This is a genomic window from uncultured Allobosea sp. (assembly GCF_945956895.1).
In the GTDB taxonomy this organism is placed as follows: Bacteria; Pseudomonadota; Alphaproteobacteria; order Rhizobiales; family Beijerinckiaceae; genus Allobosea.
Genome location: NZ_CAMFJF010000015.1, coordinates 46,787 through 71,904, shown reverse-complemented (window position 1 = coordinate 71,904; position 25,118 = coordinate 46,787). Strand labels below are relative to the sequence as shown.

Genomic DNA, 25,118 nt, shown 5'->3' with positions numbered 1-25,118 from the left:
ACTCATGAGCCTCTTCGAACTCTTCGTCCGCCGGCCCGTTCTCTCGACGGTGCTGAGCCTTCTGGTGATGCTGATCGGCATCGTCTCCTATGGCCGCCTGACCGTCCGCGAATATCCGAATATCGACGAGCCGATCGTCTCGGTCCGCACCGATTATCGCGGCGCCTCGGCCGAGATCATCGAGACGCAGGTCACCCAGATCCTGGAAAACTCGATCGCCGGCATCGAGGGGGTCGAGATCCTGTCCTCGACCAGCCGCCAGGAGCGCAGCTTCATACAGGTGCGGTTCCGACCGGATGTCGACCCGGACGTCGCGGCCTCCGACGTGCGCGACCGCGTCAGCCGCGTGCGCAGCCGCATGCCCGACGAGATCGACGAGCCGGTCATCGCCAAGGTCGAGGCAGACTCGCAGCCGATCCTCTACCTGTCGCTGACCAGCTCGCGGCACGGGCCGCTGGAACTCACCGATTTTGCCGATCGCTTCATCTCCGACCGCGTGCAGAACGTCACCGGCGTGGCGGAGGTGCGCATCCTCGGCCAGCGCCAGTATGCGATGCGGCTCTGGCTCGATCGCGCCCGCATGTCGGCCTATAATGTCAGCGTCCAGGAGGTCGAGGCCGCGGTCCGGGCGCAGAATATCGAGATTCCGTCGGGCCGCATCGAGAGCAATGACCGCGAATTCACGGTGCTCTCGCAGACCAGCATGACCACGCCGGCGGAATTCCGCGAGATCGTCGTCAAGGATGCCAGCGGCTTCCCGGTCAAGGTCAAGGATATCGCCAAGGTCGAGCTCGGCGCGCGCGAAGAGCGCAACGCCGCCTGGTTCCGCGGCACGCCCTCGGTCACGATCGGCATCGTCAAGCAGGCGACCGCGAACCCGCTCGATGTCTCGGCCGGAATCGAGGAAGCGCTGCCCGGCATCATCGAGGACCTGCCCCAGGGTATGTCGATCGCCAAGTCCTACGACAGCTCGGTCTTCATCGACCGCTCGATCAAGGCGGTCTTCCAGACGATCATCGAAGCGATCGTGCTGGTCGTGCTGATCATCTTCATCTTCCTGCGCTCGGCCCGCGCGACCTTGATCCCGCTGGTGACGATCCCGGTCTCGCTGATCGGCTCGTTCGCGCTGATGTATGCGTTCGGCTTCACCGTGAACACGCTGACGCTGCTCTCGATGGTGCTCGCCATCGGCCTCGTCGTCGACGACGCCATCGTCGTGCTGGAGAACGTGCATCGCCATATCGAGGACGGCATGCAACCGACCCCGGCGGCGATCCGCGGCATCAACGAGATCGCCTTCGCCGTGGTGGCGATGACGCTGACGCTGGTCGCGGTCTATGCGCCGATGGCGTTCTCGACCGGCCGCACCGGCAAGCTCTTCATCGAGTTCGCGCTGACGCTGGCCGGCGCGGTGCTGGTCTCGGGCTTCGTCGCGCTGACGCTGACGCCGATGATGTGCGCCAAGCTCCTGCGTCATCACGAGAAGCACAGCTGGCTCTACAATGTGCTGGAAAGTGGCTTCAACGCGCTGTCGCGCGGTTACAAGGCCTCGCTGCGCGCGGCCCTGTCGGTGCGCCCGCTCGTCGTGCTGCTGGCGCTTGGCGTCGCGGGCGGCGGCTATTACTTCTTCACGCATCTGCGTGCGGAATTGTCGCCGGTCGAGGATCGCGGGACGATCAACGTGATAGGCGTTGCCCCTGAAGGCGCGACGATCAGCTTCACGGCCGATTACGCGCGCCAGGTCGAGGAGTACTTCAGGAAGATTCCCGAGGTCGACACCTATCTCGTCATCACCGGATTCCCCGACGTGACGCGCGCCATCGCCATGGCCCGCCTGAAGCCATGGGAAGAGCGGCATCGCAAGCAGCAGGATCTCGTCGCCGAGATCAACCGGGGGCTGTCGCAGATCCCGGGCATCCGCATGTTCGCGACCAACCCGGCCTCGCTCGGCCAGGGCCAGGCGAACAGCAAGCCGGTCGAGTTCGTTCTCCGCTCGTCCGAGCCCTATGCTCAGATCAAGTCCTATGTCGACCAGCTGATGAACGAGGTCGCGAGCTCGCCGGTCCTGACCAATGTCGAGAGCAACCTCATTCTCGACAAGCCGCAGATCAAGGTCTCGATCGACCGGCAGCGCGCCGCCGATCTCGGCGTCAATGTCGACATCATCGGCCGCACCATGGAGACGCTGCTCGGCGGCCGGCAGGTGACCCGCTTCAACATGAACAGCAAGCAATACGACGTCGTGCTGCAGGTCGAGGGCGCCGAGCGCAACACACCGCAGGCGCTGCAGTCGATCTACCTGATGGGACGCGGCGGCGCGGTGGTGCAGCTCTCCAGCCTGGTCCGGCTCGAGGAGACGGTCGCGCCGAAGGAGCTGGTGCGCTTCAACCAGCTGCGCTCGGCGACGATCACCGCGATCCCGGCGCCGGGCTATTCGCTCGGTGACGCGCTCAAGGTGCTGGAGGAGGGCGCGCAGCGCGTGCTGCCAAACACCGTGCAGATCGACTATTCCGGCCAGAGCCGCGAGTTCAAGCAGTCGGGCGCGAGCATCTTCGTCGTCTTCCTGCTGGCGCTGGGCTTCATCTATCTGGTGCTGGCGGCGCAGTTCGAGAGCTTCGTCGACCCGATCGTGATCATGGTCTCGGTGCCGCTCTCGCTCACCGGCGCGCTGGCCGCGCTCTACTACACGGGCGGAACGATGAACGTGTACAGCCAGATCGGCCTGATCACGCTGGTCGGCCTGATCACCAAGCACGGCATCCTGATCCTGGAGTTCACCAACCAGCTGCGCGAGGAGGGTAAGGAGACGATCGACGCCCTCGTCGAGGCGGCGGAGCTGCGCCTGCGGCCGATCCTGATGACGACGGGCGCGATGGTGCTCGGCGCCGTACCGCTGGCGCTGGCGCATGGCGCCGGCGCGGAAAGCCGCTCGCAGATCGGCTGGGTCATCGTCGGCGGCATGACCTTCGGCACGCTGCTGACGCTCTATGTGGTCCCGGTCGCCTACAGCTACCTCGCCCGCAAGGTCCATGGCTCGCGCCATGCCCCGCATGACGAGGTGCATGGCGCTCACGGAGCTCATCCGGCGCCTGCCGAGTAAGGATTACCCGCCGTCATCCCGTGCGCGCTGCGGTATGAAATGCCGCTGCGCAGACACGGGACCGCGTGACGAGAGGGCGCCTTTTTCCGAGAACGGTCCCGCATCTGCGCCGCAGCACTGAGGTGCCGCAGCGCGTGCGGGATGACGCGGTGGGAAGCGGTCGTTACTGCAGCCTCACCGACACGCTTTCGCTCGCCCCGGTCGCGTCGATCACCGAAATCCGCATGAAGCCCTTGCCGGGCGGCTGCCATTGCGTCTCGCGGCGGCGCTGCGGCTCGGTCACCGGCGCGCCGTCGACCAGCCAGGTATAGGGCGGCGAGCCGCCGGCAGCCTTGAGGTTGAGGCGGCCGCTGCCGTCGAGCGCGGCGGCGGAGAGGTCGATGCGGGCGCCGTCCGGTGGGAAGGCGAGCTTCAGCGTCGGCGTCGTCATCGCCATCACGGTCTTGGGCACGTCCTGCCGGAGATGCCGGAGCGGCGGCGGCAGATGCCCGGTGCTGGCAATGATCGCGTCGGCCGGCTGCGGGAAGGGGCGCGGATCGATGCCGAGCCGGGCGAAGGCGTCGAACAGGATGGGGGCTGCGACCGCGCGCCCGACCAATCCAGGGACCGCGCCATTATCGGCGCGGCCGACCCAGACGCCGATCGTGTGCTTGCGGTCGAAGCCGACAGCCCAGGCATCGCGATAGCCATAGGAGGTGCCGGTCTTGTAGGCGATGCGGCCGGGCACGGCGTTGAGCGGTGGTGGAGCGCCAAGCAAGGTGTCGGCGACATACCAGGCCGCGACGGGATCGACGAGGCGCGTTCCACCACGCGAGCCCTCATCCTGAGGAGCGCTCGCAGAGCGCGTCTCGAAGGATGGTCCAGAGCGCGCTGGAGCATCCTTCGAGACGCTGCTCCGTGGCTCCTCAGGATGAGGGCTGAGGGAGGAGGAGGCCGAGTCTCGGAAGCGCAGCGGCAGCATCTCGCCGCCGCGGGCCAATCCGACATAGGCGCGGGTCAGATCCTGCAAGGTGATGCCGAGGCCGCCGAGCCCGACGGCGAGGCCGGGCGCGCCGCTGTCCTTGGGCATGGCGATCGCGACGCCGGCATCACGCAGGCGCGAGAGGAAGCGCTGGGGGCCGAGCGCGGACAGCAGTTCGACGGCGGGCACGTTGAGCGAAAGCTGCAAGGCCTTGCGCGCGCTGACCATGCCCTGGAAGGTCATATCGAAATTCTCGGGGATATAGATGCCGTAACGCGCCGGCCGGTCCTCCAGCATCGTCTCGGGATGGGCGATGCCGTTGTCGAAGGCGAGCGCGTAGATGAAGGGCTTCAACGCCGAGCCCGGCGAGCGCAATGCCCGCGTCAGGTCGAGCGCGCCGGCGCGCTCCGCCGCAAAATAATCGACACCGCCGACAGAGGCGCGGATCTCGCCGGTCTCGTTGTCGACGGCGAGGATCGCGATCGAGACCTGGGGGGCGAGGCCGAGGCTGCGCTCGCGCGCTAACCCTTCGAGCGCGGCTTGCAGGCGCGCATCGAGCGAAAGCTTCTGGACGCGTTCGGCCGGCGCCTCGGCAACGGCCTGCTCGGCGATATGCGGGCTGAGATTCGGGAAGGGGCGGCGCGCGACCGGGATCGGCTCGTTGCGGGCGGCTGCGACCTCGTCCGATGTAGCGAGGCCGGCCTGCTCGATCCGCTCCAGCACGCGTTCGCGCGCCTTGCGGGCGGCTTCGACGAAACGGTCCGGCCGGCGTGTCTCGGGCGATTGCGGGAGCGCGACGAGCAGGGCCGCCTCGGCGGTGGAGAGCCGCTTCGGCTCCTTGCCGAAATAGGCGAAGCTTGCGGCGCGGACGCCTTCGAGATTGCCGCCGAAGGGCGCGAGCGTGAGATAGAGGTCGAGGATGCCGGCCTTGTCGAAGCGCCGCTCCAACTCGATGGCGCGTACGGCTTGCCGGAGCTTGGCTGAAAGCGAGCGCTCCTCGCGCGGTTCGAGCAGGCGCGCGACCTGCATGGTCAAGGTCGAGCCGCCGGAGACAACGCGGCCGTTCACGAGCATCTGGCCGGCGGCGCGCAGCATGCCCAACGGGTCGATGCCGCGATGCCTGTCGAAGCGCTTATCCTCGAAGGCCTTGAGCATGGCGAGATAGCGCGGATCGACATTCTCGCTGGTGACCGGGAGTTTCCAGCGCCCGTCGGCGGTGAGGAAGGGGCGTAGCAGCTTGCCTTCGCGGTCCAGTACCACGGTCGAGCGATCAGCCGCGGCCGAAAGGTCGAGCGGGGGGAGGGAGCGGGCGTAGAGGGCGAGGGCGGTGGCGCCTGCAATCGCCGAGACGGCGAGCGTGACGGCTGCGATCTTCAGCCTGCGGAAGGGCTGTCGCCGCTTCCCTTCTCCCCTTGCGGGAGAAGGTGGCTCGGCGAAGCCGAGACGGATGAGGGGTCGCGCTATGCCGGCCGAAACCTGCGTCGTGAAAGAGCGCCAGCGATCGAGCGCGGCGCGACCCCTCACCCCAACCCTCTCCCGCAAGGGGAGAGGGGGTTCTGTTGCGCTCGATCTTTCGTCCTGCGCCATGATGGCGATGCCCTCACCGCGCCGAGGTGATCTCCACCGCGCCGAAGCCCGTGCGGCCGAAGCGGTCCGGCCGGTACATGTCTTCGATCACGGCGGCAGGGGAGACGTAGCGACCGGGCGAGACGGCGCGCGCGATATAGGCGACGGTGTAGGAGGGCTTGTCGCTCTTCGAGCCCGAGCGCTCGAAGGCCGCGACGAAGCGGTCGTCGCGCGACTCGGTGTGAACCGGCGAGACCTCCTGCTTCAGCCAGTCGAGCCCTGCGACCGAGGCGCCTTCCGTCAGGTTGGCGTTCTCGATCTCGAGCCCGGCAGGCACCGGATCGACCAGCAGCAGGCGGCCATAACGCGGCGTGGCCTCCGTCACGGTCAGCGCCACGACATAGCGCTCGTTCTGGCGCAGGCGCGCCGGATCGGCCTTCTCGCCCTTCATCGTGTAGATGACGCGCTCCAGCCCGAAGCCCTGATTGAGCGCCGGCTCAGGCGCGGTCGGGATGCCGGCGACGGTGATGACCGCCTGGGCATTGCCTGCGCCGGGATTGGCGATGGTCAGGGACTTCGCCTCCAGCGCCTCGGCGGAGAGCGTGCGGTAGAGCGCGCCCTTGCGGGCGGTGCCGTCGACCGTCAGCGTCATGCCCTCGGCGTCCTTGGCCATGGCCTGCGCCGCCAGCACCATCCACATCTGCTCCTGCGTCGAGGTGTAGCTGTAGCGGGCGCTGTTGCGGGTGGCGTCGACGATCGAGACGGCGCGGCTGATATCGGCGCGCTCGCCATTGGCTTCCGCGATCAGGGCGAGCACGCCGGCGCCGTCGCGCAGGCGGGAGCCGTAATCGGGGCGCGACAGACCATCATCGCTCGCCTGCTGGAGCAGGCCCAGTGCGCTGCCGAAGGCGGTGCGGCCGCGGCCGCGATCGCCCAGCGCCGAGAGCGCGGCGCCGATCTGGGCGCGGGCCAGCGGCGTCGCGAAATCGCCGAGCTTGTTGTCGGCGAGATAGCGCAGATCGCCCATCACCGGCCGGCCGTTGCGGGCGAGCACATAGAGCGCGTAGGCGATGCCGGCTGCCTCTTCCTTGTTGATCTCGCTGGTGTTGACGACCTGATTGCGCAGGCGGTCGAGCGCGAGGTTGAAGGCGATCTGCGGCACCGCGAACTGCTTCTCGCGGGCCCGCGTCAGGAAGTCGGTGACGAAGGCATCGAGCCAGAGATCCTCGCCGCCGACGCCCCAGAGGCCGAAGGAGCCGTTGCCGCCCTGGCGCGCCAGCACGCGCTCGATCGCGTTGACGACGCGCTCGTCGGCCTTGTCGTCGAGGGCGAGCTGTTCCAGCGAGGCGAGCTGGTTGACCGCGAGCAGCGGCAGGGCGCGCGAGACGGTCTGCTCGGTACAGCCATAGGGATAGCGGTCGAGCGCCTTGAGGAGTGCCGGCACGTCGAGCGAACCGAAGGGCGAGATCGTCACCGAGACCTGCCCGGAATTCGGCACAAGATCGGCCAAGAGGTCGGAGGAGACGGTGATCGCCCCGCCATTGCCGGGGATGGCACGGACGATGCGTCGGGCGATCGTTGCGGCGGAGGGCTGCACGCGCACGGCAAGGTTCTGCACCGTGCCGATGCCGTTCGGGCCGGAGACGCGCACGTCGAACTCGGCGCGGCCGAGGCCTGCGGCCGTGACGGGGATCGTCATCTGCGTCTTGGCGCCTGCGCCGAGCTGCATGGTGCGGCGGGTGGCGTCGGCGGCGACCAGAACCGGACCCTTCACGTCGAGGTCGACGGTGTAGGAGCCGGCGGGGCCCTCGACATTGTCGACCTGCAAGTGGAAGCGCGACTGGTCGCCGATGGCGAGGAAGCGCGGCAGCGTCGCTTGAGCGACGATCTGGTCGCGCACGATCACGTCGGCGCTGGCCTGGCCGGTGCGTCCGGCCGACCAGGCGACGCCCATGACACGCACCGCGCCGTTGAAGGCCGGCAGGTCGAAATCGATCTTCGCCGTGCCGTCGGCCCCGACCTTGACCACGCCGGAATAGCGGGCGAGCGGCTCCTGCGTCGGCTTCTCGCCGTCCATCTTGGGCGCGGCGTCGCCGCCGGTGCGGATCGCGCCGCGCGTGCCCTGCATGCCGTCGATCAGGTAGCCGTAGAGATCGCGCAGGTCATGGCCGAGCTGGCGCTGGCCGAAGAAGAATTGGCTCGGGTCCGGGCTCTCGTAGCGGGTGAGGTTGAGGATGCCGATATCGACGGCCGCCAGCGTGACATAGGCCTCTTCGCCCGCCTTCATGCCGGTGACCTTGACCGGCAGCGACAGCGTCGTGAGCGGGCGCACCAGCTTGGGCGCGCCGAGATCGAGCGCCAGCGTGCGCGTCTCCTTGCCGATCTGGAACCAGGAGAGGCCGATGGCGCGGCCGGGCAGGCGCTTGGCGGCGGCGTCCATCGGGCGATGGGCGAGCACGACGAGATAGGCGCTGGCGCCCCATTCGGCCTTCACGGGAATGCTGGCGGAGGTGCCGCCCTCGGCGATGTCGATGGTGCGGATATCCGCGACCTTGTCGGTGACGACGGCGAGGGTCGCCTTGCCGGCGAAGCGCGGCGACAGGCGGACCTGTAGGCTCTCGCCATCGGCATAGGACGCCTTGTCCAAGGCGACATCGAGCACATCCGGCGTATCGGCGGTCTTGTCGCTCTCATAGCCGACGCTGAAGGAGACCGAGGTCTCGGCCGCCTCGTTGCCGTCCGAGGTCACGTCGAGCCGGTAATTGCCCCATTCGACGGGCGCGGCGATCTTGGCGCCGGCAGCCTCCGCCACCGCGATCTCGCCATCGGCGACGCGGCGAGTGGTCTTGACGCCCTCATAGTTCCAGCGGCCGTCCTGGAAGAACCACTGGTAGTTGCGGCGGACCTTGGACAGCACCCATTTCACGCCGGGCCGGGCGAGGCGCTTGCCATCGCCGGTCGCCATGATGACTTCGAAATTGGCGGTCTGGCCGTTACCGAGATCGCCGTCCTTGAACAGCTTCTTCACGCCGATGGCGGCGCCCTTCGGCACGATCGGCAAGGTGACCGAGCGGGCGATGGCGCGCCCGCCGGGCTCTCCGACGCGCACGGTCATCTCGACTTCGAGCGGGCGGTTGGTGTCGGGCTGCTGGACCGGATTGGTGATCGTCGCCTTGCCGGCGGCGTCGGTCGTGGTGCTTTCCTCGAATTCGCTCTGGACCGGCTCGAAAGCCTCGTCGGTGAGGCCGACCTGATAGTCCTTGAAGCCGGGGATAGCGCTGGCATCGGCGGCACGGATCGTCATCGAGCCGGTGACGTCGAGCTCGGAGCCCGGCGCGCCGTAGAGATAGCGCGCGTTGACGTCGAGTTCGGCCGGCTGGCCGGCCTGGAGCAGCGGGGCCTTCGGTGTCAGCGTCAGCTCCAGCCGTTCGGGCACATAGTCCTCGACAAGGAAGGAGGTCTCGCCGATCGCCTGCCCCTTGGGGTCGGAATAGGCGAGGACGCGCCAGGTGCCGGTCGCGGCGCCGGAAACGAGCTGGATCGAATGGGCGCGCCCGCCCGCACCCTGGTCCTCGACCTGACGGCGGCGATACTCCACGCCGTCCGGGCGCTTGACCACGATGGTCAGCGGCAGGCCCGTGACGGCCGCTCCCTTGGCGTCGCGCAGCAGCGAGGTCAGATAGACCGTCTCGCCCGAGCGATAGACGCCGCGCTCGGTATAGAGATAGGCGTCGAGGCCCGAGGGCGCGACGCGGCCCTTTACGCCGCGATCGGAGAGGTCGAAGGCGGTCTGCTTGAGGTCGAGGAAGCCGTAATCCTCGGCGAGCGAGGCGGTGACGAGGCCGGGCGCATTGCCGCCCTGGCCCTTGCCGAGGCCGGCATCGAAGCGGGCATAGCCGTTGCCGTCGGTCTTGGCCGTGCCGAGCACCTCGTTGTTGCGGGCGATCAGGCTCAAGGTCGCATTGGCGATCGGCTTGGCATCGGCCAGCGAGCGGGCGAGCACATGCACGCCATCCGGGCCGGTGAAGGAGGTCAGCCCGAGATCGGAGACGACGAACCACTGCGTCGCCCGTGTCGAGCCGTCATCGTAGGAATCGCCGTCGTCGCTCGCGGGCGCTGTGGCTGGCCCGCCTGAAGGCTTGGCGAACATCACGTAGACGCCGGGCTTCAGGCTGCCGACCGCTTCGGTCACCGGGAAGGCGGTGATCACGTCCTGGTTCAGCTCCGACTTCACGTCCATCGTGCCGGTCCAGACGGTCTGGCCCTTGTCGCTGGAGATCTGCCGGGCGGAATAGGAGCCGATCTGGCTGAGGAAATCCTCGGAATGGACGGAGTTGATCAGGTTGCGATCGCCGATCCGCATGACTTCGAGGTCGAGCTTGCCGGAATTGACCGAGACTACGGGCACGCCCTGCTGGCCGGTGCGCGGCAGGACGTAGTTCTTGCCGGTGAAGCGCACGGAGGGGGTGCGGTCGCGGACATAAATCTCGTAATCAGCCGATTTCAGCAGGGTCTCATCGGGGATGGCGGAGGGCACGCCCTGGCGAATGACGATGGCATAGCGCTCGCCATGCTTGAGGCCGTCGACACAGATCTGGCGGTCCTCGGCGCTGACGGCGAAATCGCCCGATCCTTGCGTGTTCCTGCCGCCGGAGATCGCGACATAAGGCGCGAAATCGACGCGGCCGCGCGCCAGCGCCTCGGAGAACTCGAAGCAGGCGCGCGGGCTTGCGGCGTCGGAATCGGTCTTGTTCGAGAGCAGGCGGAAGCCGCGTTTTTCGCGCAGGCTTTCATAGGAGCTTTGCAGGGCGGGATTGGCGGCGAGGTCGAGGCTGAGCCGATAGGTGGTCAGCGCCGGGCGCCAGAGCTCGTTCTTCTCGAAGGTGCGGGCGAGCACGCCGAGCGACGCCGCCTCGTCATTGCGGTTGGTCGAGCGCTGATAGGCGAGATAGGCGGCGGCAACCGCGCGCTCGCGCAGTTCCCAGCGCTCGCGATAGTCGCGCGGCTCGATCGCGTTGGCGGCGCGCGCCATCAGGCGCCAGCCGGCGGCATTGGCGGAATCGGCGACGATCGCGGCATTGGCCTGTGGCAGGGCGGAGCGGGCATCGCCGCGGCCGAGTGCGACCTCGCCGGCGCGGATCGCGTCCACAGCGGAGCGGTTGCCGGCCGCAACCTCGCGCTTCAGCCGCTCTTCCAGGCGCTGCCCATCGGCCAGCAGGTCATTGCGGACATAGGCCTTCTGGGCGAAGGCGGGGGCGGCCGCCAGCGTGAGCGAGAGGGCGAGCGCGAGACGGGAAAGCAGGGTCATCGTCGGTCCTCTTCGTCGATCGGCCCGGCCAGGATCGCCGGACATGGCTTCAGGCCGATGACGGCGTGAGACGGGGCCGGCAGGCTATCACCGTGCCGCGCGCGTTCAAGTCATGCGAATGCAGGTAGCGCCCCGGGAGCTGGGCCAGCGGCTGCGCAGTGCTGCCGGAACGCGGGAGAGGCCTATTTCTTCAGGAAGGCCATGAAGGCGGCCATGGCCTCCGGGGATTTCAGGCGTTCGCCGAAATGGCGCGCCTCGGTCGCGATCGTCTCGGCGACCGCCTGGGCCGAGCCGCGCTTGAGCAGCATCTTGGTGAGCGCCAGCGATTCTGGCGGCAGTGCCGCGAGCGCCTTCGCCTTGGCGAGGCCGGTTTCCAGCGCTGTGCCGTCCTCGGTGACGGCGTTGACGAGGCCGGCGGCGGCGGCGGCCTCGGCATTGAAGGCTTCGCCGAGCATCAGCAATTCCGCCGCCTTCTTCGAGCCGGCGACGAGCGGCAGCAGGTGGCTCGATCCACCCTCGGGGCAGAGGCCGAGCGTGACGAAGGGCAGGCGGAAGGTGGCGGAGCGGGCGGCGAAGGCGAGGTCGCAATGCAGCAGCATCGTCGTGCCGATGCCGACCGCGAAGCCCTCGACCGCCGCGACGATCGGCTTCTTCGCGGCCGAGATCACCGCGAGGAAATCGATGGCGACGCGGGGGCCTTCGCCGGCCGCGGCAGCTATGGCGAAATCCTTGATGTCGTTGCCGCTGGTGAAGGTGCCACCGGCACCGGTCAGCAGGATCGCGCGAACGGAGGCATCAGCCTCGGCGGCGGCGATCGCTGTGATCAGCCCAGCATAGCTGGCCCGGTCGAGCGCGTTCTTGCGATCCGGTCGGTTCATGGTGATCTGCACCACGCCGGCCGCGACGGTTTCGCTCAGCACTTCGCTCATCGGTCCGCTCCCTGATTGCCGTGCCGGGATCGCATGCGCCTTCGCCGGGGGTCAAGCGAGGCCGGATGCGCCTTTCGTTGCCGGCCGGCGCTTGACATCGCGCGGTGCGGATTCTCCCTTGCCTGCCCAGATCATCGCGCGTCCTGCTGGACGCGATAACGATGATCTATCAATTTGGCATCGCATCGGATTTTTCCGAAAAGTGGAATCCACTTTTCGGTCCGATGCTATAGCGCCTTCACTGCCCTGGCTTGCGAGTCGGGCGCAGGACAGGGATTGCGGAGACGTCGATGACGAAGGTTCAGCTCGAGGTGCGCGGCAAGGTCGCGATCGCCACCATCGACAATCCGCCGGTGAATGCGTTGGGCGCCGCCGTCCGCGAAGGGCTGGCGAGCGCTATCAAGCAGGCCAATGCCGATGCTGCCGTGGTCGCGATCGTGATCGCCTCCGCCGGCAAGGCCTTCATTGCTGGCGCTGATATCAGCGAGTTCGGCAAGCCGCCGGCTCCGCCCAACCTGCCGGATGTGCTCGACGCGATCGAGGGCTCGGCGAAGCCGGTCGTTGCGGCGATCCAGGGCGTCGCGCTGGGCGGGGGCTTGGAAGTCGCGCTCGCCTGCCACGCCAGAGTAGCCCTGCCGGCCGCGAAGCTCGGCCTGCCCGAGATCAAGCTGGGCCTCATCCCCGGCGCCGGGGGGACGCAGCGCCTGCCGCGCCTGATCGGGGCGGCCAAGGCCTTCCCGATGATGCTCTCGGGCGAGCCGATCTCGGCCGGCAAGGCGCTTGAATACGGGCTCCTCGACGAGGTCGTCTCCAGCGACGTCGTGGCCGCCGCGATCCGGCTGGCCGACGCGCTGGCAGCCGAAGGGCGGCGTCCGGTCACGAGCGCGGCCACCGGCGAATTGATAGAGGCCGATCGCGAGGCCTTCGAGGCCCTGGCCAAGGATGCCGTGAAGAAGGCCGAGGGCATGCCGAACGTGCCGGCGCTGGTCGAGGCCGTGCGCGCGAGCTTCACGCTGCCTTTCGCTGAGGGCGCGGCGGTGGAGCGCAAGCTCTTCCTGTCGCTGCTCGTCGACGAGCGTTCGAAGGCGCTGCGCCATGTCTTCTTCGCCGAGCGCGAGGTCGCGAAGGTGCCGGGCATCGGGCCGGAGGTGAAGCCGCGGGAGATATCGAGCGCTGCCGTGATCGGCGCCGGTACGATGGGCGGCGGCATCGCCATGTGCTTCGCCAATGCCGGCATCCCGGTGACGCTGATCGAGACGGCGCAGGCCGCGCTCGACAACGGCGTCAAACGCATCGGTGCGATCTACGACATCTCGGTGTCGCGGGGATCGCTGACGCCGGAAGCGAAGGCCGGGCGCATGGCGCTGATCAAGCCGGCGGTCGGCCTTGCCGCTGCGGCCGGCGCCGATATCGTCGTCGAGGCCGCTTTCGAGGAGATGGGCGTCAAGCAGCAGATTTTCGGCGAACTCGACAAGGTGGCCAAGCTCGGCGCGATCCTCGCCAGCAATACCTCCTATCTCGACGTGCCCACGATCGCGGCGGCAACGAAGCGCCCGCAGGACGTGATCGGGATGCATTTTTTCAGCCCGGCCAATGTCATGAAGCTCTTGGAGATCGTGCGGCCGAAAGGCGCGGCCGACGATGCGATCGCGACGGCTGTCATGCTCGGCCGCAAGCTCGGCAAGGTGCCGGTCGTGGTCGGCAACGGCTTCGGCTTCGTCGGCAACCGCATGCTGGAACAGCGCACCCGCGCCGCCGAGCGCCTGCTGGTCGCCGGCGCCCTGCCGCATGAGGTCGATGCGACGCTGGTCGGCTTTGGCTTCAAGATGGGTCCCTTCGCCATGGCCGATCTCGCCGGCAACGATATCGGCTGGCGCTCGCGCAAGGCGCGCGGCCTGAAGGCTGCCGTGGCCGATGCGATCTGCGAGGCAGGCTGGTTCGGCCAGAAGACCGGGCGCGGCTATTACATCTATCCGCAAGGCGCGCGCGCCGGGCAGCGCTGCCCGGAGGTCGAGGCGCTGATCGCCCGCATCTCGGCCGAGCAGGGCGTGACGCGGCGCTCCTTCACGCAGGAGGAGATTCTCGCGCGCCTGCTCGACCCGATGGTGAACGAGGGCGCGCGCATCCTGGAAGCGGGCATCGCGGCGCGGCCGGGCGACATCGATATCGTCTGGATCAACGGCTACAACTGGCCGGCCTGGCGGGGCGGGCCGATGTTCTGGGCCGACAGCGTCGGGCTCGACGTGATCGTCAAGCGGCTGGAAGCGCTGGCCGCCGAGATCGGCGACAAGGCGCTGGAGCCGGCGCCATTGCTCAGGCGCCTCGCGGCCGAAGGCAAGGGTTTCGCGAGCCTGAAAGGGTGACCGGATCGGTTCGTCGTGCTCGGGCTTGACCCGAGCATCTCTTGCCGGAAGGGGTTCTGGCGCCTTCTTCTGCCTGAGATTCTCGGGTCTCCGCTTTGCTCCGCCCGAGAATGACGGCAGGTGGAAACCGCTTTATCCTCGCCCGATCCGATAATCTTCCGAGGAGACCCGCTTGGCTTCGGGTTTGTTTGCGCTGCTGGACGACGTTGCCGGCATCGCCAAGATCGCGGCGTCCTCCGTTGACGATGTCGTGGCGCAGGCCGGCAAGGCCGGAGCCAAGGCTGCGGGCGTCGTCATCGACGACGCGGCGGTGACGCCGCGCTATGCCGTCGGCTTCGCAGCGGCGCGCGAACTGCCGATCATCTGGCGGATCGCAATGGGCTCACTGCGCAACAAGCTGCTCATCCTGCTGCCGGGCGCGCTCGTGCTGGCGCTGGTTGCTCCCTGGGCGATCACGCCGCTCCTGATGGCGGGCGGCATCTTCCTCTGCTTCGAGGGCGCCGAGAAGCTCATGGAGCTGGTCATGCCGCATGGCGCCCATGGCGAGGGCCAGGCGAGCGAAGCGACCGGAGATCCGGCGGCGCTCGAACAACAGAAGATCGCTGGCGCGGTGAAGACGGATTTCATCCTCTCTGCCGAGATCATGGCGATCACGCTGGCCGGCGTCTCCGGCCAGTCCTTCTGGATGAAGGCTGCAGTGCTCGCCATCGTCGGCATCGGTATCACCGCCGCGGTCTACGGCGTCGTCGCGCTGATCGTGAAGGCGGACGATGTCGGCGTCGCGCTCGCCGCCAACCCGCGGCCGGCGGCGAGCCTGCTCGGCTTGCGCCGGCTGGAGCTGGGCGAGGCGGGAGCACTCGACCACGCGCTGTCCTGGATGACGCAGCCCTTCGGGCGCGGCCTCGTCGTCGCCATGCCGCATTTCCTGAACCTGCTCGGTGTGGTCGGCACGGCGGCGATGCTCTGGGTCGGCGGCGGCATCATCATCCATGGGCTGGAAGAATATGGCCTCGCCGGTCTCGGCCATGGCGTGCATGGTCTCGCGGTCGCGGCAGGGCGCGCGCTGCCGGCAGCGCTCTCGGGTGCCGGTGAATGGCTGGCCGGGGCGGTGCTGGCGGCCGTGTTCGGAGTGGTCGTCGGCGGTCTCACCATCGTCGCGATGCACTGGCTGGTCGGGCCGGTGGTGAAGCTGTTCCGGAAGGATGCCGGGAAGCCCTTGCCTGATGGCGGGCGTGGTTCATAAGGCGTCATGCTCGCCCTTGTGGCGCGCATCCACGTCTCGAACACCGCACGGCATCCATGGAGACGTGGATGGTCGGGACAAGCCCGACCATGACGGTGAGCTAATCCAGCCAGGTGGTGAAGCCCTCGACCGGCTCGCGCTCGGGCACGAGGCGGTTGGCCGGGGCATCGGGATCGGCCTTGCCGATGGCGATGCCACAGACCACGACCTCGTCCTCGGGGATCGCGAGCTCGCGCCGCACGATCGGGTGGAACTGCGCGAAGATCGCCTGCGGGCAGGAATCGAGGCCATGGCCCTGGGCGGCGATCAGCAGGGTCTGGATGAACATGCCGAGATCGAGCCAGGAGCCGATCTCCAGATCGCGGTCGATGTTCAGCATCAACGCGACCGGCGCATCGAAGAAGCGCAGGTTCGCGGCGGTCTGGCGCTTCATGCCCTCGGTATCGCCTCTCACCACGCCCAAGAGGCCATAGAGGTCCCAGCCGACCTTGCGGCGGCGCGCCAGATAGGGCTCGCGGAACTGCGCGGGGTAATAGCGGTACTCCTCGACGCCGGGGCGCTCGCCGGCATCGAGCGCCGTGAGCAGTGCGGTTTCGAGGCGGGCACGAGACTGCGTGCCGATCAACCGGAGCTTCCAGGGCTGCATGTTGGTGCCTGAGGGCGCCTGCGCGGCGAGATCGATCAGGTGGCGGATAAGGGCTGGGTCGACCGGGTCGTGCAGGAAGGCGCGGATCGCGCGGCGCGCACGGATGGCGCGCTCGATGGCTTGGTCAGGCGTCATCTCGTCGATCATGCACCGCATCCCCGGGCTCCGTGACGGTCCGGGAGTCTGGCATAGCCAAAGGCCCGGCGCCATAGCCGATCGCCAGCGCTCAGGCTGGCAGGATGCGCCCGCGATTGAGGATGTTGCCGGGGTCGAGCGTCCGCTTCAGCGATGTCATCAGCGCGAGCTCGGCTTCCGAGCGGCTCATGCCGAGATAAGGTCTCTTGAGAATGCCGACGCCGTGCTCGGCCGAGATGCTGCCCTGCTTCTCGCGGACCAGCTCGTAGACGATCTCGGCGAAGCCGGAGAAGTCCCCCGTCTCGTCATGGAGCGAGAGGTGCAGGTTGCTGTCGGCGAGGTGGCCGAAGACGATCGGGAAGGCCGTGCCACTGCGGGCCTTGACCCTCTGGCGCAGCAGCGCAACGGCATCTGCCATCGATCCCAGGGGAATGCTGACGTCGAAATGGATGCCGGGCGGCAGGTCGCGGTAGAACTCGTAATTCGCCTCGCGATAGGCCCAGAAGCGCTGCCGGTCGCGGCCGGATTGCGCGATCAGGGCATCGTCCAGCAGACCTTCCTCCGCCAACTCGGCAAGCGCTTCCGCGAAGCTTTCCTCGCCGGTGCTGCTTGGCCCCATCGCGGCCTCGATGACGAGCACGAGTTCGGGCTCTGCGGCAAAGGGAACGGGCAGGCCGCTCTGCTCGGTCGCGGCCTTCATGTATTCCGACCACATTGCCTCGAAGGCGAGCAGACCGCCGCCGAGCCGGGCTTCGAGACGGTTGAGCGCCGCGAGCGCGTTGCCGACACTGCCGGCGGCGCAGAGCGCGGTCTGCGTGCCGTTGACCGCCGGCTGCAAGGCGAGTAGCACGCGGGTGACGACGCCGAGCGTGCCCTCGCTGCCGATGAAGAGCTGCGTCCAGTCATAGCCGGCATTGTTCTTCACCACCTTCTTGAGATGGCTGACGATACGGCCATCGGCCATCACCGCTTCGAGGCCGAACACGTTGCGGCGGGTCATGCCGTAGCGCAGCACCTGCACGCCGCCGGCATTGGTCGCGACATTGCCGCCGATGGTGCAGGTCCCGCGCGCACCGAGATCGACGCCGTAGAGGAAGCCGGCTTCCGCCGCCTTCTCCTGCACGACCGCGAGCGGCGTGCCGGCGAGCACGGTCATCGTCCGCGCCACCGGATCGATCTCCTCGACGCCGGTCATGCGTTCGAGCGAGAGCGCGACCTCGCCCGCCTGCGGCGTGGCGCCGCCGGCAAGCCCGGTCATGCCACCCTGGACGACGACAGGCAGCGCATGCCGCGCGCAGATCGCCAGCACTGCGGCGACCTCCTCGGTCGTCCGCGGGGCGACGAGGAGCGCCGGGAGGCCTTCCGGCGTGTCGGAGGCGTCTTTGCGGTTGCGGGCGGGGATCGCCTCGCCGCTGCGCAGGCCGCCGGAGCCGACCACCTCCGCCAGCGCCGCGAGCGCGTCGTCGGGAAGGGGCATGGCAGGCTCCGTCGGCTCGTCAGTCGGCTTTGCGCGCCGCGAGGAATGCGGCGTGTTCCTTGACCAGGTCGCCGGCCAGCGCCTTGGCGATCAGGGCGCGGGTATTGGGCAGGCCGTAGATCGCGGCGAAGGAGCCGAAGCGCGGGCCCTGATCCTCGCCGAACATCACCTGGTAGATTGCCTTCCACCAGTCGCCGGAGACGCCCGGCCGCTCCGGCGTCGCGTTCTTGGCGGTGAGGTTCTGGTAGCGCGGGATGGCACGGGCGACGTCGAGCGCCGTGTCCTGCACCATCTCGGGCGTCGGATCGGCCGGCAGGGCCGCTAGCGCCGTGTCGAGCTTGGTGAAGGCGTCGCGCTCGACCTCGTCGGCCGGGCGGTAGCTCTTCGCCGGCTTCACGAAATCGCGGAAATAGGCGATCGCGTAGCCGACCAGCGCATCGAGGCGCGGATGGGTGTCCGGCGACATGCCGGGCGCATAGCGCTGGAGGAAGCCCCAGAGCACGGCCTTGTCCTCGGAATTGGCGACGGCGACGAGGTTCATCAGCAGGCCGAAGGTGACCTGCGTCCTGACCGCGTTGTCGCCCTCGCCCGAGGCGATCACCTCCGGCGCCGGCGGGTTGCCGTTGTGGATGTGCCAGACCGGGTTGCCGAGGCGGTTCTTCCAGTCCTGCTTCTCGTAGCCGCCGAGGAACTGGAGATACTCGTCGACCGCGCGCGGGATCACGTCGAAATGCAGCTTCTTGGCCTCGCGCGGGCGCTGGAACATGTAGAGCGCCAGGCTCTCCGGCGGGCCATAGGTCAGCCATTCCTCGATGGTCAGGCCGTTGCCCTTCGACTTCGAGATCTTCTGGCCCTGCTCGTCGAGGAAGAGCTCGTAGTTGAAGCCTTCCGGCGGTGTGCCGTCGAGCGCGCGGGCGATCTGCGAGGAGACCTTGACCGAGTCGATCAGGTCCTTGCCGGCCATCTCGTAATCGACGCCGAGCGCGACCCAGCGCATCGCCCAGTCGGGCTTCCACTGCAGCTTGACGTTGCCGCCGGTGACCGGGGTGACGAACCGCTCCTTGGTCTCCGGATCGGTCCAGGCGATGGTGCCGGCCTCGACATCGACCTCGCCGATCGGCACCTGCATGACGACGCGCGTCTTCGGGTGGATCGGCAGGAAGGGCGAATAGGTCGCGGCCCGCTCCTCGCGCAAAGTCGGCAGCATGATCTTCATCATGGCATCGTAGCGCGCGAGCATCTTGAGCAGTGTCGCGTCGAATTCGCCGGCGCGATACGAGTCGGTCGAGGACTTGAACTCGTAGTCGAAGCCGAAGCTGTCGAGGAAGGCGCAGAGCCGCGCATTGTTGTGGCGGCCGAACGAGTCATGCGTGCCGAACGGGTCCGGCACCTCGGTCAGCGGCTTGCCGAGATTGTTGGCGAGCAGCTCCTTGTTCGGCACGTTGTCCGGCACCTTGCGCAGGCCGTCCATGTCGTCGGAGAAGGCGACGAGCCGGGTCGGGATGGTGTTGCCGGTCAGCACCTGGAAGGCATGGCGGACCATCGAGGTGCGCGCGACCTCGCCGAAAGTGCCGATATGCGGCAGGCCCGAGGGGCCGTAGCCGGTTTCGAAGATCACCGATTTCTTGCCGGATTTCTCGATGCGGGCCACGAGCTTGCGCGCCTCCTCGAACGGCCAGGCGGCCGAACGCTGGGCGGCGTCAACGAGGGCTGCGTCGAAGGCGGGCATGAGGGGCGGTGTCCTCTCCTGAGTGAAAAGCCATATCGCAAAAGCGAAGAACGGCTTTCGCAGATTGCGAAGGCCGTCGTCAATGCGAGAAGGCGGTTGAAATGCGGCAAACGAGGGTGCGGCCCCCGCGCAAAGCGCCTTGCCGGCTCGGCATGACCGTATAGGGTCTGCCTCGTCTTTTTCCAGTTCGATGATGCCTTGAAAGGATGCCGCCTTGGACCGCGACCTGCTCGACAAGCTGACCGCATGGCGACGACATCTCCACGCCCATCCCGAACTCGGGCGCCACGAGAAGCTGACCAGCGCTTTCGTGCAGGAGAAGCTGACCGAGCTCGGCGTGCCCTTCGTGGCCAATGTCGGTGGCTATGGCGTGGTCGCGACGCTGACGCGCGGATCGTCCGAGCGCACGGTGGGTCTGCGCGCGGACATGGACGCGCTGCCGATCCAGGAGGTCAACGACGTTGCTTACAAGTCGAAGACGCCGAATGTGATGCATGCCTGCGGCCATGACGGCCACACCACCTCGCTGCTGGGCGCGGCGGCGCTCCTCAAGGCCGACGAGGGCTGGAGCGGCACGGTGCAGTTCGTCTTCCAGCCGGCGGAGGAGGGAACCGGCGGCGCGCTCGCGATGCTGGATGACGGCGTGCTGGAGCGCTTCCCGATGGAACGTGTCTTCGCGCTGCATAACTGGCCGGGGCTGGAGGCCGGTACCGTCGCCGTGCATCGCGGGCCGGTGATGTCGGAGGCCGGGCGCTTCAAGGTCACGCTGACCGGCAAGGCCGGCCACGCGGCCCTGCCCGAGCAGACCCATGACCCGATCGTGGCGATGGGGCATCTCATCGTGGCGTTGCAGACGATCGTCTCGCGCAATGTCGATCCGATGGAATCGGCGGTGGTCTCGATCGGCCAGGTGCATGGCGGGCTCGCCTCCAACCAGATCCCGACCAATGTCTTCATCGAGGGCACGTTCCGCACGTTCGTGCCGGCGGTGCGCGACCGTTTGCTGGCGCGGCTCAAGGGCATTGCCGAGAACATCGCCGCGACCTTCGAGATGACGGCGGCGGTGGAATACAACTATGGCGTCGCCACGATCAACACGCCTGCGGAAGAGGACATGGCCGCCGCCGCCGGCGAGGCCGCGGGGCTGCCCGTCCGGCGCGACATGAAAGCGAGCACGACCGGCGAGGATTTCGCCTATTTCCTGGAAAAGCGCCCGGGCTGCTACATCTGGATGGGCAATGGCCCCGCGGTGAACGGCGGCGCCTTGCACAATGATCGCTACGATTTCAACGACGCGATCCTGCCTGCGGCTTCCGGCTGGCTCGCGGCGGTGGCCAAGCAGGCGCTGGCCAGCAACGCGCCGTAAAGCAGCTACCTCCTCGTCATTCCGGGGCGGGCCGCAGACCCGAGCCCGGAATCCAGAGCCGATGCTGCTGGTCGCAAGGGCTCAGCCGTTCGGTTCGTTTCTCCGATCGGCGGCATCGGTTCTGGGTTCCGGGCTCATTGCTGCGCAATGCCCCGGAAAGACGGCGGGGTTTCGTGCCTCAATACGGACTGACCGGGAAGAAGCGCAGATAGAGGCGGGCGTAGGTTCCGTCGTCCCAGAGACCTTGCAGCGCGTAGTCGATGGCGCGCTTCAGGGCAGGGTCGTCCTTGCGCAGCAGGAAGGCGACGCCCTCGCCGAAATAGCGGCTCTCCAGATAGGGGCCGCCCGAAAAGGCAAACTCGCCGCCGCTGCCGGCGAGCGCCAGCGACAGGGCCACGCCGCCGCCGAAGACATATTCCGCCTCGCCGCTGCGGAGCGCCGCGATCGCAGCATTGAGATTGGCGCTCTCGCGGCGCTGCACGAAGGGCATGAGCTGTTCGAGGAAGGCCTGATGGGCCGTGCCGGAGACGACTGCGACCCGGCGTCCCAGCAGGGTCGCGCCGTCTAGCGCTGGCCGGGCGTTGCCGCGCGTGGTCATGAAGCGGGCGGGGGCGCGAAAATAGAGATGGCTTGCGGCGAAGCGCTCGCGCAGGGCGGGCGTCAGGTTCATCGCCGCCGCGAGCACGTCGCCCCGGCCCTCGGCCAGCGAGTCGGCGAGCGTATCGAAGCGGCGTGGCTGGATCGTGCAGGTCCAGGCCAGCTTGTCGCAGGCGGCGCGGGCGAGCTCGACCGAGAAGCCGGTCAGCGCCCCGTCCGGCCCGGCGAAATGGAAGGGCGGGTAATCGTCATCGGCGAGGAAGCGCACGACGCGCGGCGGGCCGGGCTCCGGCCGGTCGAGCCGGATACGCGGGTCCCAGAGATTGGGGATGGCGATGCGCGGCGGCTCCTGCGCCAGGGCGGTGGCGGCGGTGAGGAGCGAGACCGCAAGAGTGAGCGCGCGAAGCATCGCGCCTATGTGGCGTGGGATGCCGATGCGGATCAAGGGCCGAGGAGGGACATGTGGGCCCGGCCCCCTCTCCCCTTGCGGGAGAGGGTTGGGGTGAGGGGTCGCGCGACGTTTCCCGTCATTGCGAGGAGCGAAGCGACGAAGCAATCCAGGGGACGTAGCGCTCGACGTCCCCTGGATTGCTTCGCTGCGCTCGCAATGACGGATAGCGCAGCGCGGCCCCTCATCCGGCCCTCCGGGCCACCTTCTCCCGCAAGGGGAGAAGGGAAGGCGGCCGAGCGATCAGCCCAGGCTCGCCGCCGCCGCCTTGGCGCCCTTGTCGAAGAGCGCAGCGAGGCGGGCGGTGACCGGCTTCGTGAACCGCTCATCGCCCGGCAGATCGGTCCCGAAGATCGCCTCGATCCCGGTCAACGCGGCGACCAGCGCGCTCGCATCACGCCCGGCAGCTTCCGTGCGGCGTTTGAGTTCGGCGGCCAGCGGATCGCGGACGTCGATCGCGCCGCCCTTCTCGTCGGTGCCGGTGACATAGCGCATCCAGGCGGCGACGCCGAGCGCGAGATGGTCGATTCCGCCGCCGGCCTTCAGCCGCTCGCGGATGGTGCCGAGCAGGCGCTGCGGCAGCTTCTGCGAGCCGTCCATGGCGATCTGCCAGGTGCGGTGGCGGATGGCCGGGTTCTGGAAGCGGACGAGCAGCGCCTTCGCGTAATCCGCCAGCACGACACCTTGCGGGGCCGGTACGGTCGGAATGATCTCGGCCCAAAGGCCTTGCAGAAAGCGGGCAAGGACGGGATCGCCGCTGGCCTCTGCCACCGTCTCGTGGCCGGCGAGATAGCCGAGATAGGCGAGTGAGGAATGCGCGCCGTTCAGCATCCTGAGCTTCATGAACTCGAAGGGCGCGACCTCGGAGACCATCTGGGCGCCAACCTCATGCCAGTCCGGGCGGCCGGCGGCGAAGACATCCTCGATCGCCCATTGCCGGAAGGGCTCGCCGATGACGGGCGCGGCATCCTCACGTCCGGTCAGGCGAGCCACCTCGGCGATGTCAGCATCGGTCGTGGCGGGGACGATGCGGTCGACCATCGTCGCCGGGAAGGCGCCGTTGGCCTCGATCCAGGCGGCGAGCTTGTCGTCGGTCAGCGCCGCGAAGTCGCGGACGAGGCCGCGCAGGACATGGCCGTTGGACGGGAGGTTGTCGCAGCAGAGCGCGGTGAAGGGTCCCAAGCCCGCATCGCGGCGCGCCTTCAGACCGGCGACGAGGATGCCGACGGCGGAGCGCGGCGCATGGGGATTGGCGAGGTCATGGACGATGTCGGGATGATCGGCCTTGAGCCTGCCGGTCGCGGGATCGTGGCAATAGCCCTTCTCGGTGACGGTGAGCGAGACGATGCGGATCTCGGGCGCGGTGAGCTTCGCGATGAGAGCGGCAGGACTTTCGGGCGCGACGAGGACATCAAGCACCGAGCCGATGACGCGCAGTTCCGGTCCGGTCGGCGCGAGCTTGAGCAGGGTGTAGAGCCCGTCCTGCGGCTTCAGTCGGTCGCGCTGGTCGGGACGCTGGAGGCTGGCGCCCACAATGCCCCACGCACCGAAGCGCTTCTCCAGCGCGTCCTCGGTATATTCGGCGAGATGGCCGCGGGCGAAGGCACCGAGGCCGAGATGGACGATGCCGGCTTTCAGCGCGGCGCGGTCATAGGCCGGACGGCGGACCGAGGCCGGCAGGCCGGCGAGGGTGGAGGCGGAGAGGCGGGTCACAGCTTGTAGGCCTCCTTGGCGAGGCGATAGGCGAGGTCATGGGCGACCTCGGCCGCCTCGTCCTCTTCGAGCCGGTGCTCGGCGACGAGCTTGGCGAGATAGGCGCAGTCGACGCGGCGCGCGACGTCGTGGCGGGCCGGGATCGAGAGATAGGCGCGGGTGTCGTCGTTGAAGCCGACGGTGTTGTAGAAGCCGGCTGTCTCGGTCGTCAGTTCGCGGAAGCGCAGCATCGCTTCAGGCGCGTCGAGGAACCACCAGCCCGGTCCGAGCCGCAGCGCCGGGTAGTGTCCGGCGAGGGGAGCGAGCTCGCGCGAATAGGCTGTCTCGTCGAGGGTGAAGGCGATGACGGTGAGGTTGCGTTCGTTGCCGACGGCGTCGAGCAGCGGCTTCAGCGCTTCGACATAATTGGTCTGCGTCGGAATATCGCAGCCCATGTCGCGGCCGAAATGCTCGAACAGCGCGGCGTTGTGGTTGCGATGGGAGCCGGGGTGAATCTGCAGGACGAGCCCGTCATCGAGGCTCATCTTCGCCATCTCGGTCAGCATCTGGCCGCGGAACAGGTCGGCATCCTTGGCCGAGACCTTGCCCTTGAGGATCTTGGCATAGAGCTTCTCGGCCTCCGCATCCGAGAGATTGGCGGTGCGGGCGGTGGCATGGCCATGGTCGGAGGAGGTGGCGCCGCGCTCCTTGAAATAGGCGCGCCGCTTGCGATGGGCGTCGAGATAGCCGGTCCAGGAGCCGATATCCTCGCCCGTCAACTCGCCGAATTTTTCGAGATTGTCCGAAAAGCCCTCGAACTCGGGATCAACGACGCCGTCGGGCCGGTAGGCGGTGACGACCTTGCCGTCCCAGCCGGACTCGCGGACCCTATCGTGCCAACGCAGATCGTCGAGCGCGCCTTCGGTCGTGCTGATCGCCTCGATGTTGAAGCGCTTGAACAGGGCACGGGGCCGAAGCTCCGGCTCTTCCAGCTTGGCGGCGATTCTGTCGTAGATCTTGTCGGCATTCTCAGGCGTCAGGCGCTCGTTGATGCCGAAGACGGTCGAGGTTGCATGCTCGAACCAGAGCCGCGTCGGCGTGCCCCGGAAGAGATGCCAGTGATCGGCGAAGAGCTTCCAGATCTTGCGCGGATCGGTCTCGACCTCTCCGCCATCCTTGCGGGCGATGCCGAGCTCCTCCAGCCGGACGCCCTGCGAATAGAGCATGCGGAAGATATAATGGTCCGGCTTGACGAAGAGGGTCGCCGGATCGGGAAAGGCATTGTCCTCGGCATACCAGCGCGGATCGGTATGCCCGTGTGGCGAGATGATCGGCAGGTCGCGGACCGTGGCGAAGAGCCGGCGCGCGATGCCGCGCGTCACCGGATCGGCGGGGAAGAGGCGATCGTCGTGCAGCAACATGGGCATCTCCATCGGTCGAACGATCTCTAGAGCCGGCTGCAGTACGGGTCAATTGCCTGGTATACTAGTGCGCCAGAGAGCGCTTCGTGCCCAACGGGGATTGCATCGGAAGCGGGCTTGCGTTCGGCCTGTTTCCC

Annotated in this window: 13 protein-coding genes; 4 read left to right on the top strand and 9 right to left on the bottom strand. The window is 68.0% G+C overall.

Annotated features, from left to right (window positions below):
• Positions 1–4: 4 nt before the first annotated feature.
• On the top strand, positions 5–3,100 hold the full coding sequence (locus tag Q0Q02_RS11445) for an efflux RND transporter permease subunit (RefSeq protein WP_293809467.1): 3,096 nt from the start codon (positions 5–7) through the stop codon (positions 3,098–3,100).
• A 163-nt stretch (positions 3,101–3,263) separates the two neighbouring features.
• On the opposite strand, the gene pbpC is transcribed toward Q0Q02_RS11445, so the two are convergent.
• The 3 genes from pbpC to Q0Q02_RS11430 form a co-directional block, all read right to left on the bottom strand.
• The gene (gene pbpC / locus Q0Q02_RS11440) at positions 3,264–5,402 is read right to left on the bottom strand and encodes a penicillin-binding protein 1C (protein ID WP_293809533.1); all 2,139 of its coding nucleotides are present in this window, start codon (positions 5,400–5,402) and stop codon (positions 3,264–3,266) included.
• Between the two features lie 259 nt (positions 5,403–5,661).
• Positions 5,662–10,935: an alpha-2-macroglobulin gene (locus Q0Q02_RS11435; protein ID WP_293809465.1), complete on the bottom strand. Its 5,274-nt coding sequence runs from the start codon at positions 10,933–10,935 to the stop codon at positions 5,662–5,664.
• 182 nt (positions 10,936–11,117) lie between these two features.
• Positions 11,118–11,864 carry an enoyl-CoA hydratase-related protein gene (locus tag Q0Q02_RS11430; RefSeq protein WP_293809463.1) on the bottom strand — a complete coding sequence of 249 codons (747 nt, stop codon included), beginning with the start codon at positions 11,862–11,864 and terminating at the stop codon, positions 11,118–11,120.
• A gap of 290 nt (positions 11,865–12,154) precedes the next feature.
• Between Q0Q02_RS11430 and Q0Q02_RS11425 the strand changes: the two genes are divergently transcribed.
• Positions 12,155–14,227: a 3-hydroxyacyl-CoA dehydrogenase NAD-binding domain-containing protein gene (locus tag Q0Q02_RS11425; protein ID WP_293809461.1), complete on the top strand. Its 2,073-nt coding sequence runs from the start codon at positions 12,155–12,157 to the stop codon at positions 14,225–14,227.
• Between the two features lie 172 nt (positions 14,228–14,399).
• The gene (locus Q0Q02_RS11420; protein ID WP_293809459.1) at positions 14,400–15,470 is read left to right on the top strand and encodes a DUF808 domain-containing protein; all 1,071 of its coding nucleotides are present in this window, start codon (positions 14,400–14,402) and stop codon (positions 15,468–15,470) included.
• A gap of 100 nt (positions 15,471–15,570) precedes the next feature.
• Here the strand turns inward: Q0Q02_RS11420 and Q0Q02_RS11415 are convergent, their stop codons facing one another.
• The 3 genes from Q0Q02_RS11415 to Q0Q02_RS11405 form a co-directional block, all read right to left on the bottom strand.
• Positions 15,571–16,263 (bottom strand): nitroreductase, encoded by a 693-nt coding sequence (locus tag Q0Q02_RS11415; protein WP_293809457.1) that lies wholly within the window; start codon positions 16,261–16,263, stop codon positions 15,571–15,573.
• Between the two features lie 79 nt (positions 16,264–16,342).
• Positions 16,343–17,728 (bottom strand): FAD-binding oxidoreductase, encoded by a 1,386-nt coding sequence (locus Q0Q02_RS11410; protein WP_293809456.1) that lies wholly within the window; start codon positions 17,726–17,728, stop codon positions 16,343–16,345.
• Between the two features lie 19 nt (positions 17,729–17,747).
• Entirely contained in the window at positions 17,748–19,457 is a 1,710-nt protein-coding gene (locus tag Q0Q02_RS11405; RefSeq protein ID WP_293809455.1) for a lysine--tRNA ligase, read from the bottom strand.
• Positions 19,458–19,671: 214 nt separating this feature from the next.
• On the opposite strand from Q0Q02_RS11405, the gene Q0Q02_RS11400 reads away from it, so the two are divergent.
• Positions 19,672–20,823: an amidohydrolase gene (locus Q0Q02_RS11400; protein ID WP_293809453.1), complete on the top strand. Its 1,152-nt coding sequence runs from the start codon at positions 19,672–19,674 to the stop codon at positions 20,821–20,823.
• 178 nt (positions 20,824–21,001) lie between these two features.
• Here Q0Q02_RS11400 and Q0Q02_RS11395 read toward each other — a convergent pair whose 3' ends face one another.
• From Q0Q02_RS11395 to uxaC, 3 genes are all read right to left on the bottom strand, one after another.
• The gene (locus Q0Q02_RS11395) at positions 21,002–21,829 is read right to left on the bottom strand and encodes a transporter substrate-binding domain-containing protein (RefSeq protein WP_293809451.1); all 828 of its coding nucleotides are present in this window, start codon (positions 21,827–21,829) and stop codon (positions 21,002–21,004) included.
• 282 nt (positions 21,830–22,111) lie between these two features.
• Positions 22,112–23,581, bottom strand: coding sequence for a mannitol dehydrogenase family protein (locus Q0Q02_RS11390; protein WP_293809450.1), 1,470 nt, complete (start codon positions 23,579–23,581; stop codon positions 22,112–22,114).
• Complete coding sequence (uxaC, locus tag Q0Q02_RS11385; protein WP_293809448.1) at positions 23,578–24,981, bottom strand: glucuronate isomerase; 1,404 nt, start codon at positions 24,979–24,981, stop codon at positions 23,578–23,580. Before uxaC ends, Q0Q02_RS11390 begins: the two co-directional genes overlap by 4 nt.
• Positions 24,982–25,118 lie beyond the last annotated feature (137 nt).